This window comes from Halalkalibacter sp. AB-rgal2 (assembly GCF_041821005.1).
Classification (GTDB): Bacteria; Bacillota; Bacilli; order Bacillales; family Bacillaceae_D; genus Halalkalibacter.
The window spans coordinates 200,845-215,394 of record NZ_JBGUAV010000001.1; the positions used below are offsets into that span (position 1 = coordinate 200,845).

The 14,550-nt window shown below is 36.2% G+C and carries 8 protein-coding genes; 2 read left to right on the forward strand and 6 right to left on the reverse strand.

Annotated elements, in window-relative coordinates; translation table 11 throughout:
* Positions 1-283 precede the first annotated feature (283 nt).
* On the forward strand, positions 284-3,670 hold the full coding sequence (locus tag ACERJO_RS00980; RefSeq protein ID WP_373646314.1) for an alpha-L-rhamnosidase: 3,387 nt from the start codon (positions 284-286) through the stop codon (positions 3,668-3,670).
* A 139-nt stretch (positions 3,671-3,809) separates the two neighbouring features.
* Here ACERJO_RS00980 and ACERJO_RS00985 read toward each other — a convergent pair whose 3' ends face one another.
* The 6 genes from ACERJO_RS00985 to ACERJO_RS01010 all read right to left on the reverse strand — a co-directional run bounded on the left by ACERJO_RS00985 (position 3,810) and on the right by ACERJO_RS01010 (position 13,016).
* On the reverse strand, positions 3,810-6,461 hold the full coding sequence (locus ACERJO_RS00985; protein WP_373646315.1) for a family 78 glycoside hydrolase catalytic domain: 2,652 nt from the start codon (positions 6,459-6,461) through the stop codon (positions 3,810-3,812).
* A gap of 27 nt (positions 6,462-6,488) precedes the next feature.
* A complete protein-coding gene (locus ACERJO_RS00990; RefSeq protein WP_373646316.1) occupies positions 6,489-7,349 on the reverse strand; it encodes a carbohydrate ABC transporter permease in 861 nt (286 codons plus the stop codon).
* A complete protein-coding gene (locus tag ACERJO_RS00995; protein WP_373646317.1) occupies positions 7,349-8,209 on the reverse strand; it encodes a carbohydrate ABC transporter permease in 861 nt (286 codons plus the stop codon). Before ACERJO_RS00995 ends, ACERJO_RS00990 begins: the two co-directional genes overlap by 1 nt.
* A gap of 81 nt (positions 8,210-8,290) precedes the next feature.
* A complete protein-coding gene (locus tag ACERJO_RS01000) occupies positions 8,291-9,622 on the reverse strand; it encodes an ABC transporter substrate-binding protein (RefSeq protein ID WP_373646318.1) in 1,332 nt (443 codons plus the stop codon).
* A 125-nt stretch (positions 9,623-9,747) separates the two neighbouring features.
* Positions 9,748-11,223 carry a response regulator transcription factor gene (locus ACERJO_RS01005; protein ID WP_373646319.1) on the reverse strand — a complete coding sequence of 492 codons (1,476 nt, stop codon included), beginning with the start codon at positions 11,221-11,223 and terminating at the stop codon, positions 9,748-9,750.
* Positions 11,220-13,016 (reverse strand): cache domain-containing sensor histidine kinase, encoded by a 1,797-nt coding sequence (locus tag ACERJO_RS01010; RefSeq protein ID WP_373646320.1) that lies wholly within the window; start codon positions 13,014-13,016, stop codon positions 11,220-11,222. Before ACERJO_RS01010 ends, ACERJO_RS01005 begins: the two co-directional genes overlap by 4 nt.
* Before the next feature lie 496 nt (positions 13,017-13,512).
* Here ACERJO_RS01010 and ACERJO_RS01015 point away from each other — a divergent pair, with 496 nt between their 5' ends.
* The gene (locus ACERJO_RS01015; RefSeq protein ID WP_247105257.1) at positions 13,513-14,514 is read left to right on the forward strand and encodes a sugar ABC transporter substrate-binding protein; all 1,002 of its coding nucleotides are present in this window, start codon (positions 13,513-13,515) and stop codon (positions 14,512-14,514) included.
* Positions 14,515-14,550 lie beyond the last annotated feature (36 nt).

Genomic DNA, 14,550 nt, shown 5'->3' on the forward strand with positions numbered 1-14,550 from the left:
AATGATTACAATTATTTCCTCTTCCTTTATTTTTTACTCAAATTGTATTCCCTAACAATTTTTTGTAGAAAAAATATATTATTTTCACATTAGGTCTATTAATAGTCAGCTATATTTCTATAAAAAATGATAGTTAATGAAGAATATCCTACTAATCTGAGAATTGTCTCCTTAAAAATAATGATAAAAAATGATAATTTTATGAAAGCGCTTCCTTTTAGTTGAGGAAGGAGGTTATTATTATGAATGGAAGCGAAAAAAGCGAAATAAAAGGAGGAACATGATGAGTAATCGTCGATCCAAGTTACTCAAGCGTTGTTTGATCATTGTTACTACTTTTTTATTGGTGATTCCTGTATCAGTTTTTAATACGGGATTATCAATCCAATCTAATGACTCATCAAGTGTGAAGGCAGCAAGCAATCAGACATATATGAATAATTTAAGGGTTGAATACCAGAACAACCCTATCGGAGTGGATATAGAGAAGCCCCGCTTTAGTTGGGAGATAGCTTCAGGAGTTCGTGGACAACAGCAAACAGCGTATAGGATATTAGTAGCTACGAGCTCTGATAACTTAACTCCTGAAAGTGCAGATGTTTGGGATAGTGGAAAAGTCGAGTCGAATGAGTCGGTTGCCGTTCAATATGAAGGAGACACTCTTCAAGCTTCGACACGCTATTATTGGAAAGTTACGGTATGGGATAAAGATGGAGACATGATTGAATCATCAGAGGACTCCTTCTTTGAGACGGGCCTATTGAGCACGGATGGAGTAGAAGGATGGGATGGTGCCCAATGGATTGCTTTAGATGCAACTGAAGAAAATGGAGCACCTATGCTACGTAAGGAAGCATCATTAAATGGAGAGGTAGAAAGTGCACGTTTGTATATTACTGCATTAGGTGTTTATGACGCATATATAAATGGTGAAAAGTTAGGAGTTTTAACTGAAGAAGGAGATACATCCTATGAACTGTTGGCACCAGGGTGGACTTCCTATGATAAAGAAATTAATTATATGACCTATGATGTGACACATTATTTAGAAGGTAAGGAAAATGTTACTATTGGGGCGATACTAGGAAATGGTTGGTATAACAGTAGGATTTCCTCAGGCGGAGCACCTTATTATAGTAATTCAGGTAATGACCTGGCCCTATTTGCTAAAATGCTCATTACGTATACAGATGGATTAACTGAAAGTATCGTAACAGATACAACTTCTGGATGGAAAGGAACAAATGATAGTCCCTATATATCGGATGATATTTACGACGGTGAAATTTACGATGCAACGAAAAAAATTAATGGGTGGAATGAAACTGGATTTGATGATTCTGAGTGGGATGATGTAAAAGAGCATGGTTATACAGAACAATTTCCGAATGCTATCGTTACGTCTTATAATGGAAAAACAGCACAAATTGTAGATGAACTTGATCAATATCCAATTTCAGTTACTACGTATGATTCTATTGTTAATCAAGAGTCTAGTAGAAATGCAAGAGGAGAAATTGACATTGTTCCAGAGAAATCAGAGAGCGATCCAGAACGAGCTAAAGAGTTTTCACCATCTATTACAGAGGGTGAAACGGTCATATATGATCTTGGACAAAATATGGTAGGTGTCCCTAATATTAATGTGAACGGAGAAGAAGGTACAGAGATTAGAATACGATTCGCTGAAATGTTAAATGATGATAGTAATGGGGCTGACGGACCAGAAGGCTCAATTTATGTTGCTAACCTTAGGGGAGCTCAAGCAAGCGCCTATTATACATTAAACGGTGATGAGGAAGGCGAATCTTACCAAACTTCTCTTTCTTTTTATGGCTTTAGATATGTAGAAGTAACGGTTTTAACGGAAGGAGCTTCTGTTGAAATTGAGAATTTAACAGGTAAAGTTGCTACCTCTGCTGTTGATGTTACGGGTTCATTAGTGACATCTAATCAAGATGTGAATCAACTAATTAGTAATATTGAATGGGGTCAACGTGGTAATTATTTGTGGATACCTATGGATTGCCCGCAAAGGAATGAGCGTGCAGGTTGGTTAGGAGATGTACAATTATTTGCAAAAACTGGGTTCTACAACATGGATACTATTAACTTCATGGAACACTTTACTGATAATATGATTAATGCCCAATACGACAATGGTTCATATCCAGTAACAGTTCCACGTTCTCGTTACAGTAGGAATACATCACCAGACTCTGGTTGGTCAGATGCAGGAGTTATTGTTCCATGGACTCATTGGCAAATGACAGGAGATACGACGTTAATTGAAAGAGCATACGAAAGTATGGAAGAGTACATGGATTTGTTATATTCAATGACTGGCGATACTTATCGAGGGCCGGGCAGTACGTATGGGGATTGGTTGTCATTCCAAAGACCTGATGTTAGTGCAATGTCGGGATCTAATCACTATTTACTTAGTGATGCTTTCTACGCATATGATGCTATGCTTATGGCTGAGATGGCAGAAGTTCTTGGTTATTCAGAAGATGTTGAAAAATATAAGACATTATTTGAAAATATTAAGGTAGCCTTTATCGAAAACTATATTGTTATAGATGAAGGAAATCTAACATTGTTAGCAGGTAGTAGAACAACTGGAAACTTATCGAACCCTGGTGAGGATAATGCTCAAACGTCTTTGTTATGGGCATTGAAACTAGGGCTTCATGAAAATGAAGAACAAAGGCAACAGATGGTTGATTTATTGGTAGCTAATATACAAAATACCGATGAATACAAGGCTGCTAATCCAGATAGTGCGAGAGTGTATTTTGCGGAAAATACTTTATCTGTTGGATTCTTAGGAATAAATGTTTTAGGACCTGTGTTAAGTGAAGTTGGACATTCTGACCTAGCGTATACTCTCCTTCTACAGGATGAAATGCCTTCATGGCTATATTCAGTCAAGAGCGGAGCAACAACTATTTGGGAAAGGTGGAATTCTTACTCCGTAGAAGATGGATTTGGACCAGCCAGTATGAATTCCTTTAACCATTTTGCATACGGTGCTATTGGTGAATGGATGTATAGTGATATGCTTGGGATTTCTAATGACCCAAGCAACCCAGGATTCAAACATACTATTCTGAAGCCAACTGTAGATACCTATAACCGAATTGATTGGGTGAAAGGTTCATATGACTCGGTATATGGAACAATAGAAAGCGAATGGACAAATCAAGGGAATACGGTTATTTATAAAACAACAGTTCCAGCAAATACGACAGCTACTCTTTATCTAGAAGCCGTTTCAGAAAACATGGTGCTTGAAGGAGATGTGTTAGCATCGAATGCAGAAGGTGTAGAATTCATTAAATTTGAGGATGGAAGAGCTGTATTTGAACTTCAATCAGGTAGCTATGAATTCCATTCTGTCATTAACGGTGAGGAAATAAAATCTATTGATTTGTTGAAAGGATTACTAGAAAGCTATATTGACTCTAGTGATGTAACAAAACCACTTTCAAGACAATTAACAAACAGCTTAAATCAAGTACAGCACCATCTTAATCGAGATGCATATAAACAAGCAGAGCATCACTTGAATAACTTCTTAAAACATTTAAATAATAAAGTCGAACTATCTGAGAGTGTAAAAGCTCACTTGTTAATTGGTGCACGATCACTTGAGGTCTTTTGGTAAAATGAAAGAGACATTGCATGACTAAAGAGATCGAGGATAATTTTGTAAATGAAAAAGTGGCACACACCCTAACTCATTGGGTGAGTGCCACTTTTATTATTACACTATGTTTCTAAGGGTATCGTTTGAAAACGTTAAGTTATAGGCTCGTTACTATTTCATAGGTTCCAGAACCAACTGTGACCACTGTGTCTTTTCCTTGATTAGTTACTAAAAGCACTCCTTCTACATTTTCTGGATTTTGTTGGTCTATTTTTATATGGTCACGGTCTACATTTAATAGATGAATGCTTGCTGTCGTATTGACTGGAATCGTAACTTCTAATTCTATGCCAGTGTTTGTTTTTTTCCATGCGTTGCAAATTTGACCATACATTGACTCTAATTTTGCTTCGACATAGTCTAGCCCATTACCGGTGTAAGGCTTAATCATAATTTTCTTAAATCCAGGTATTTGTTCATCAAGTTCAAGGCCGGCTACTTTACGATATAACCAATCACCAATTGCACCATATGCATAGTGATTAAATGAGTTCATATTTGTGCTCCAAAACGAACCGTCTTCTTTAATGCCATCCCAATGCTCCCAAATGGTTGTGGCCCCTTTAGTGACTTGATATAACCAAGAAGGGTAATCTTGTTGGAATAATAGTTTATAAGCAGCGTCATTCATACCATTTTCTGTTAACACGTGATTGAGGTAAGGAGTACCGACAAATCCAGTTGTTAAATGATGATCGCTTTCTTCTAACAATTCTTGTAGCTTGCAGACGGCGCGTTCTTTTCCTTTGTTATCCACTAAGTCAAACATTAATGCTAACAACTGTGCCGTTTGCGTCGGAACAGCTAGTCTACCATTTGGCGTGACATATTCATTCGTAAATGCTTTAATAATATGATCTTCAAGACTAGAAAAATAGTGGTAATCTTCATCTTTGCCAAGTACTTTAGCCGCTTTTCGAACTAGCGATGTTGAATAAGCAAAGAAGGCAGTTGCGATATAAGGACGATCTGTTGCCCCAATATAACTATCAGGCTTAGCATCTAATGCTAACCAATCGCCAAAGTGGAATCCTGTATTCCATAAATAAGGGTTTGTACCTTGTGATTTAATATATTCAACCCAAGCTTTCATACTATCATACTGCTCAGCGAGAATTCTTTCATCACCATAAGCGATATATAACGTCCATGGACAAATAACGGTTGCATCACCCCATGCAGCTGATCCATAAGGTTTGTGAGTAGTTGTATCTTCAGGCTCTTTCATATCCTCAATAAGAACATTTGGAACCACAAATGGGATACTACCATCTTCTAGTTGCTCAGCTTTTAAATCACGTAACCACTTTTTGAAAAATGGAGCTACATTGGCTAAGTAACTGGCCGTTCGTATAAACATTTGTGCGTCACCTGTCCAGCCTAATCGTTCATCACGCTGTGGACAGTCTGTTGGAACATCTAAGAAATTCCCTTTTAATCCCCAAATAATATTACTTTGTAACTGGTTTACTAAAGGGTCGGAACATGTGAAGTCTCCTGTAAATTCCAAATCAGAATGTAAAACAACAGCACGGAAATTAGTTAAATCTAATTGTTTATCATGAAAACCGATTAATTGTACATAGCGAAAACCTTGGAATGTAAAATGTGGTTCAAAGGATTCTTTGTCGTTACCCTTTATAATAAATGTATTTGTTTGTTTTGCAGTTCTTAGGTTGTCGGTATAAAAATTACCGTCCCCATCTAATATTTCAGCATGTTTAATGACAAGTTTTTGACCGGCTTCACCTTCAATATCAAAAGCAACCCAACCGACTAAATTTTGCCCAAAATCAATGACAACTTCACCATTGGGTGTTTGGATTAATTTTTGAGGTCGTACCGTTTCAATTTTTCGCACAGGTTCATTCTCCTGGGCAACTAAAATATCTTTAGGATGATCAATTGTTTCAACTACTTGCCAATCACTTGTTGTCGCTGTAGCATCAAACGTTTCACCGTGGTAGATTTCAGACATTTGTAGAGCGCTTGCTGTAACTTGCCAAGAATTATCAGTTCCGATCATTTCCTCAGAGCCGTCTGTATATTCAATGTGAAGCTGGGCTAACAATGCTAACCGATCTCCAAAAATATCACGAGCACCTATCCAGCCAAGGTTTCCTTTATACCAACCATTTCCTAATAATGCTGTCCATTCTATTTCTCCTGCAACTAACTTATCAGTCACATCGTATGTTTGGTATTGTAACCTTGATTCATAATGAGTCCAACCTGGAGTGAAATAATCATTGCCAACTCTTTCACCATTTAATTTTAATTCATACAAACCTAATGCTGTTGCATATAGGCGAGCTCGAGTGACTTTCTTTGATACATGAAATGTTTTTTTAAATTCAGGACAGGGCTCTCCGTTAATTGTAATGGGGGGGATGATCCAATTCGCCTGCCATTCATTTGCAGTTAATAAGCCCATCTCGAAATAAGCAATGTCGGACCAGGAAGACATATTCGATTTTTGATCGGTTACTCTAACACGAACATAATAGCGTTTCCTTGACACTAGTTGAATGTCGGTTAAAGTAATATGAAGGTTTTTGTCAGAAATAACCTCATTTGAATCCCATATAATGGATGAGAAGTTATCATCAGCTGCTATTTGTAGCTGATAGCTCATTTGTTTAACATGTCTCTCTTCAGATGTTAGTTTCCAACTAATTCTCGGTTCTAGGACATCGAGACCTACTGGATTTTTTAGGTACTCACACCTTACATCGTAAACTTGTATCATAAATTTTTTCCTCCTTTAATACTGTCATTACCCTTTCACTGCTCCAGAAGTCATACCTGCAACAATCTTCTCGCTAAAGATTAAAAACAAGATGAAAGGAGGTATTGTAATTAGTAACACATTAGCAAATAGCAAATTCCAGTCTGTATTATACATACTCATAAAGTTATATAAAGTTAGCTGAACGGTTGCATTTTCTGAGCCTGGGAAAAAATATAATGGGTGAACGAAATCATTAAAGATTTGTACAGCATTCAAGATAATAACGGTGGAATGAATAGGCGTTAACATCGGAAATATAATGTTAAAGAACAACCTAAAACCACCACACCCATCAATAATCGCAGCTTCATCAATGTCTTTGGGAATTGTAGCAATAAAGCCTGTGTATAAAATAACAGAAAATGGAATGGAAATCGCAACCATGACCAAAATAATACCTGGAAATGTTTTGAATAAATGAAATTGTTCTAATACCCAAATAGTAGGGACAACAGCAGGTGGAATCATTAAACCTGCTAAAAAGGTTGAGCCGATTATACTCACTAATCTCCCCTTGCGACGGTGCAAAACAAAGCCAGCCATCGAGCAAATGACTAACAAAATGAAAATAGAAGTCACTGTAATGACCGTACTATTGAAGAATGCTAAGAGCAACATCCCATCTCTAGCGGCTAATACTTCTTGAATATTTTCAATAATACGAAATTCTGAAGGCCATGCAATGGATAGTTGAGCCGCTTCTGTTCTCGTTTTCATCGCATTAACAACAATAAAATAAAATGGAATGATAAACACTACAGCACATATTAGCACTAGAGATGACTCAACAATGATTTGAACTATATTTCGTTTTCTCTTACCATTATTTAACTTTGATTGTCGCATCATAGGTTCACCTCTTTTCTATTTAAATACCTAAAGATTGGATAGACGATGACGGCAACCATTAGGAATAGAATGACGTTGCCAGCCGTTGAAAGGCCATAGAACCCTGCTTGGTATTGTTTGTAAATAATCGAAGCGATTAAGTCAGAACTAAATCCAGGTCCCCCACCAGTCATGGCCCAAACAAGATCGAATGTACGAAGTCCACCAATTAAAGCTAAAATAATTACGGCATTTATGGCTGGCCTTGAAAGAGGTAAAGTAATATGCCAAAAAGCATTAACTTTGTTTCCGCCATCTACTTGATGTGCTTCATAATAATCTTTCGGAATTGACATCATCCCAGCAATGAAAATAACTGTAGCTATTCCTACTCCTTTCCAAACATCAACTAATGCAACAGAATAAATAGCTAGATTTGGATTCCCTAACCAATCTGGACCATTAATTCCTATAAAGGAAAGAAATTGATTAATTAACCCTTGCGATGGGTGCATTAACACACTAAATGCGATACCGACTGCAATAGTACTTACTAAAACAGGGAAAAATACAGTTGAGCGAATGAATCGTTTCGTTTTTATTTGTGATGTTAAAAATACAGCAAAAAGCAATCCGAATACGACCTTTAATCCTGCTGTTAAAAAGGCAAAGACAAATGTATTTTTGAAGCCGATCATTAGAGAAGATTCTTCAAAAAACATTCTAAAATTTGTTAGGCCAATCCATTCCCAATCTGTTAATGTCCATCGTGTGAAGCTAAAGAAAAAAGACACAGCAGTTGGATATAAAAACAATAAAGCATATATAAGACCAGCAGGAATTAACAAAGAATAGCTATATACTTTATTTATTTTCATTGTTCTCCCCCCTTATTTCTTAATAGAAAAGCCCTGTTAAAGAAGTAATATAACAGGGCTTCTTCTATATTAAATCAAACCTTATTCCCAACCTTCTAAGTTTAACTGTTGTGCTTGTCTTTCGACATCACGATCATAATTTATAGCAGCTTCCTCAGGTGTTACCATCCCTAATCCAACTTCTACTGTAATTTGTTCTAAATTTGGACCTTTAAGAGGAGAAATGAATTCAAGTGCAGGAGCTGCTTTTCCTTCATCAATGTAGGGAACCATTTCTTTTACCGCCTCGTATGAATCTTCAGGTAAATCAACACCTGACACCATGTAAGGACCATCAGCTTGCATAACGGACATATACGTTGTTAGACCTTCTTCAGATACGAAATATTCAATCCATTGCTTTGCTTCTTCTGCATGTTCTGAATCTTTATTAACATAGATTCCATCTGGTAACCATAACGTAATACCATGATTATCTGGATCGTCTCCAGGTAGTCCGAAGAAACCTATATTATCAATTTCATCTGGAAAAGTATTTCTAATCTCAGCTAAAGGAAATGTATGCATTGGATAATGTGCAGCTTCACCATGGGCTAGCATAGCTAATGCATCCTCGTAACCTGTCGAAGATTGCTCATTATTAAAATGCCCTCGCTCTAATAATTCTTGTAACTTCTCAAAGCTTCTTAATGCAAGCGGAGTATCTGCAATTTTAGCTTCATTATTTGTAAAGTTGTCTGCAAAATCAGGATCTATCGAATGGATATTATAAAAATCTGCTAAAAATAAGAGTTGAGATGTCCATGTATCACGATAAGATGCTATTACAGGTGTAATACCGGCTTCATTAATAATATCGTTATTTTCTAAAAATTCATCCCAAGTTGTCGGAACTTCTAAGCCTAACTCTTCATAAACGGCTCTGTTATAGAGCAATCCCCCTGCTGCAGCACTTGTTGACGGGATACCATAAATAGCATCACCTACCGAAACAGCTTCGGTATATACATCTTCTAAATTATGAGTGAATTCTTCACCAGATAGATCTACGAAATATTCTTCTGGGTTTAATGCTTTAAAGAGCGAGCCGGAATTATAAGCAAGTAAATCTGTCATATCGCCAGTTGCTAACCTCGTTTTAACAAGGTTATCACCTTCTGATCCACCTGGCCTTAATTCAATATCGGTTCGAATATTATATAACTCTTCAATTTCTTCCGCTACAGCTTCAATCCCATCTAATACGGTTTGATTACCAACTAAAAGTGAAAGTGTCACGGGTTCATTTGATTCTGTTTCACTGTCATTATCACCTGAAGTACCTGTGTCTGAATCATTGCCACCACATGCTGCCATAGTTAATAGTAATAAGACTGCTACACCTAACAACCACTGTTTTTTTAATAAAGTCATTTTTCTTACCCCCTTATTTTTTCTTACATTCTTATTTTAAAAGCGCTTACAACAATAAAAAACCTATCTATTTCACAAAAACAGGGGGGGGTTTTTACAAATCCCTCCCATCCGTTTTGTACTCATCACTTACTTTGTATATGCTCCTTATACATTTTAGGGGTCATTCCGGTCATTTTTTTAAATACCTCTCTAAAATGTTTAGGGTCATGATAACCAACTAATTCTCCGACCTCAGCTGTACGTGTTAATCCACTTTCAAATAATTTTTTTGCTTTCCCAATGCGTACTTGAGATAAGTATTCTGAAAATGTACAATTTGTTTGTCTTTTGAATTCTTGTGATAAATAGCTTAAACTGACATGATGATCTTCTGCAAATTGTTGAAATGTAATACTATTGGCATAATCGTATTCAATCCATTTTTTAATTTTAGGAATAAGATGCTTTGGCGCACTATCATCAATATGAATGTATGATTCAATGTTACGTAGCATATTCGTTATCCACTTTTCCAACTCGGCATATGTAGAAAGGCGATTTAGACTGTCCAGCTGAAGGTCAACATCAAATTGAATTTTAATATTCATCGTTTTTTCTAAATTAAGGGCTAATGCATAGTACATATCAATTAAAAATTGAAACAGTTGTTGCTGTGAAATCTTTAAGAGTGTTATTTTACTCATTAATTGTTGAATTTGCTGTTCAGCTGAGCCAAACTGACCAGCTTTTAATTGCTTTTCCAATAAACGAACAATATCCCATATAGGAGTTAATGATGGATCTTCTTGTTGATTTTGTTCATTTACAAAGCTCGAATGACCAAAATGCTTATGTTGTTCCAACATTTGGTGCACTTTCAGGAAACCGTGATTTAATGTTTCTTTTTCAGATTTATTGTATATAGCAATATGGATCTGTGAAAAGGAAGCCAGCTCTTTATATAATGAACGTAGGGAGTGATCTTCTTGAAAGTGATTTAGAATGATCAACTTTCTACGTTCATCTATTGATAAATAGTAGTCATTTCTATTTATAAAAGATTCTACTTTACTTTTGAGCAATTGCTGATTAATATTTGGAGGTGTTTTCCAATTTTTAAACAATAAATAAATGATGGTCAAAGATTGCCGTTCTAAATGTTGATCTTCTTCATCAACATGTTCAGATGATTTAAAAAGTAAATTTCGAATCGACCATTCTTGTTTGTTTTCTTCATCTTTTTGTTTTTCTTGAATTTTCACTAAAACTCTATCGATTGTTTCAAATAATAACTCTTTTCTTATCGGCTTTAATATATAGTCTGCAACACCTAGCTTGATCCCGCTTTTCGCATAGTCAAATGTGTCATGAACAGTTAAGAGGACACATTCAATTTGGTCGTCGATTTTCTTTACGTGGCTGACAAAATCAAGGCCACTCATCCCTGGCATTGTAATGTCTGTTATGACTAAGTCTGGTTTTTCTTTTTTTAATGCGTCAACAGCAGAGAGTGCATTTTCAAAATAAGAGATGGAGTGATTTGATTCATATGCCTTTAATAATGTTTGTAGCTCTGCTAAAGCCCAGTATTCGTCTTCTATAATAAAAATATTCATCATTTTGATCCTTTCCTATTAAATGGTAATTGAATCGTTACTTTTGTACCTTCATTTTCTTTGCTCACTATTTGTAGTTGATAGCGAGCCCCGTACATGAGACGTAATCGTTGAGATACGTTTGTTAACCCAACGCCTGAATCATTTGTTTCAATGATCTTTTGATTAAGTTGTCTATTTAAAAGTTGTAATTTATCTTCTGAGATACCAGCTCCATTATCAATAACAGTAATATATATGGTTTGTTCTTTTTGGAAGGCTGTTATCGTGACGAGACCATTTTCTTGAATATCTTTCAATCCATGGTTTACAGCATTTTCAACTAATGGCTGAATCATTAACTTCGGTATACTTGCTTGTTTAACTTGTTCCGTCATATTGACTTGGAGACGATAACGGTTTCGGAAGCGGTGCTGCTGGATGCGCATATAATTCTCTATATGGTTAATTTCTTCGAGCAAGGTCACTTCTTTGTCTAAATCTTTCATTGAATATTTAAATAGATCTGATAATGCCTCTGAAATCTCTGCTACTTCCTCCACACCTTTCACACGACTAATGGACTTCATAATATTCAATGTATTGTAAAGAAAATGTGGATTAATTTGTGATTGAAGGGCGGATATTTTTGCATTCTTTTCTGTAATACTTGATTCGTAAACTTCCGAAATAAGTTTGTGAATGCTATTTAACATATTGTTATAAACTCTTACTAAAACATCGATTTCAGGGTTTTGGGTTTCTTTCATATGAGCGGATAGATTTCCTCGTTCCACTCGTTTCATTTTATTCATTAGTTTGGCAAAAGGACGTGTGATTCCATAGGATAAATAATAAGAAATTAAGGCAATGATTGTAATTGTTATAGCACCTGTTATAACTACGAAAAATAAGATTTGCTTTTGTTCAAAAACGATAAAATCGTTTTCAATTAAAACGAGCATATTCCAATTTGTAAAATCAGAATAGTTATCTGTATAAAGGAAGCGCGATGATTGCCAGTTGATGATGCCATCATTTAAATGTTGACTATTGTTAATGGCTGTTGCTAATTCTTGAGATTGTTGTCCTATTAGTTGATTATTTTGATCATAGATCACATTCATATCGTCATCAACAACTATAACACGCATATGTTCTTCTAATTCTTCTACATTTTCAATTTCTAACAATTCCTCAAAAACGGTTAAATCAATATCAATTTTAATGGAACCGATCTTGTTACGTTGCGGAATTTCATACACATGTCTCACGAGTGAGACAATATGCTCTACACCTTCATCTGGTGGAGAAGGGGTGGTTGTTGGTAATAACATAAAATCAATCTTATCCATTTCATTTAATTGAAGCATCCATTCGTGTGGTTGAGTGTCATATCGAATTGACAAATTACGGTGATTTCTATAATCAAATACTGTACCGGTATTTGTATATAACTCAACACCTACGACCCAATCATGTGGATATACGAAAGTGAATAATCGAGGGTATAAAACATTTCGTATAGTAATGTCATTATAAAGGATACTTTCTTCATAATTTGACAAAGTTGTTTGAATAGTAGAGTCGGTAAAAATGGCCATAGACAGGCGTTCGATATCTTCAAAATACATATCAATTGTTCGAGAAAACTGAGTTGTCAAAACTTTCGACATGGACTGTGTTTGGTTTTTCATCTCATTAACATTTGTTACATACATCAACACACCAATAACAGTAATGACAATAACGTATGTAAAGGCAAAAGTAATAAAAATTTTATTTTTTATCGTTAATTTATGAAAGAAGCTTTTCATTAGGTCACCCCTTATCATGTGAAACGTAAATTTGTTTATAACTCCACTTCACGTTGTTTAAGAAAATCCTCAAATTATAACTTCTAACGTGACGTTATATGATAGCGATTTCAAATCGCGGTAGATAGAACTATAAGGTATTTCATTAAAGCTTCTTTATTAAGACTTGATTATAATCTATTAACAGGCTGGGAAACAAATTTTTTATTAAACGCCAGTGATTATACAGTGTAAATAGTGGAGTTACTACTAAGGGAGAATTAAAAGAGAGTATCACAGTTGTGGTTTTGATTAACATCTGAATATTGTCTACCCTAACTGAAGAATGACTCGTTTTCAAGCGCTTACATAAGCAATACAATGACATTAAATAAATGATCTGAAGCAGAGAGCTCATTTATTTACAAATGAAAGCGTATACGTTCATGTGGTAGTAAGAGGGTTCTTGCTCTGAGTAAAGATCAAATGAACGAAAATGAAAAAGGGGAGAAGACAGATGAAGAAGTTATGGATGATTGTTTCACTTGCACTGATGATGATCTTAACAGCGTGTGGGGAAAATGATGATGCAAGTACAGGACCTGTTGGGGATGATAATAGCACTGGTGGCGAAGAGGTGACGGATGAAGGAACAACTGGTGAGGGTGGCGTAATCGGGATGTCCGTTCTTGATTTAGGAAATCCGTTCTTTGTTCAGTTAACAGAAGCGGTGGCTGATTTAGCGGGTGAGCATGGTTATACAGTCAACGTAAATGATCCGAGAGATGATGTGAACTCGCAAGTTGATGCGATTCAAAACTTCATTTCACAAGGTGTAGACGCGATTATCGTTACAGCGACGGACCAAGAAGTGATTAATGAAGCGATTCAAGATGCGAAGGATGCAGGTATTCCAGTAATTGCTCATACGACAAAGCTAGAGAATGCGGATGCGTGGGTTGGTGCTGATGAATATTCCATGGGTTGGGCTTTAGGTATCCAAGCAGGTGAATGGATTTTAGAAACACATGAAGGACAAGGGGGAGTCGGGATCTTGAACTTCGACCAAATTGAACAGGTTATTCAACGTAAGCAAGGTATTATTGATGGAATTCATGAACATGCACCAGATGTCGAGGTTGTCGGTGATCAACAAGCTGGAGATCCGAATAGTGGTTACGATGTGACGGAAGGGTTTTTACAAGCGAATCCAGATATGATTGGTGTGTTTGGAATTAATGATGGTGGAGCGTTAGGGGCGTATAATGCAGCTGTTGGTGCAGGTAAGGATAGTGACGTGTTTGCTGTAGGTGGAATTGATGCGGTGCCTGAAGCGGTGGAAGCGATTCGTGAAGGTGGCATTTATAAATTTACTGTTGATCAACAACCGTTTGCAACAGGTGAATCTCTAGTAGATATTGCGATGGCGCTTATTAATGGGGAAGATTTTGAGTCAGAAGTTGAAATTGAAGTGAAGGGTGTTAATGATTCAAACATTGCACAGTTTGATCAAGAGTAAGAGCAAAGGTGGGGAATCCATATCAAGGGGGTTCCC

Excerpts from the sequence above, each read along its gene's own strand:
- ACERJO_RS00980 (WP_373646314.1), top strand. The coding sequence starts at position 284 with ATGAGTAATCGTCGATCCAAGTTACTCAAGCGTTGTTTGATCATTGTT.
- ACERJO_RS00985 (WP_373646315.1), bottom strand. The coding sequence starts at position 6,461 with ATGATACAAGTTTACGATGTAAGGTGTGAGTACCTAAAAAATCCAGTA.
- ACERJO_RS00990 (WP_373646316.1), bottom strand. The coding sequence starts at position 7,349 with ATGCGACAATCAAAGTTAAATAATGGTAAGAGAAAACGAAATATAGTT.
- ACERJO_RS00995 (WP_373646317.1), bottom strand. The coding sequence starts at position 8,209 with ATGAAAATAAATAAAGTATATAGCTATTCTTTGTTAATTCCTGCTGGT.
- ACERJO_RS01000 (WP_373646318.1), bottom strand. The coding sequence starts at position 9,622 with ATGACTTTATTAAAAAAACAGTGGTTGTTAGGTGTAGCAGTCTTATTA.
- ACERJO_RS01005 (WP_373646319.1), bottom strand. The coding sequence starts at position 11,223 with ATGATGAATATTTTTATTATAGAAGACGAATACTGGGCTTTAGCAGAG.
- ACERJO_RS01010 (WP_373646320.1), bottom strand. The coding sequence starts at position 13,016 with ATGAAAAGCTTCTTTCATAAATTAACGATAAAAAATAAAATTTTTATT.
- ACERJO_RS01015 (WP_247105257.1), top strand. The coding sequence starts at position 13,513 with ATGAAGAAGTTATGGATGATTGTTTCACTTGCACTGATGATGATCTTA.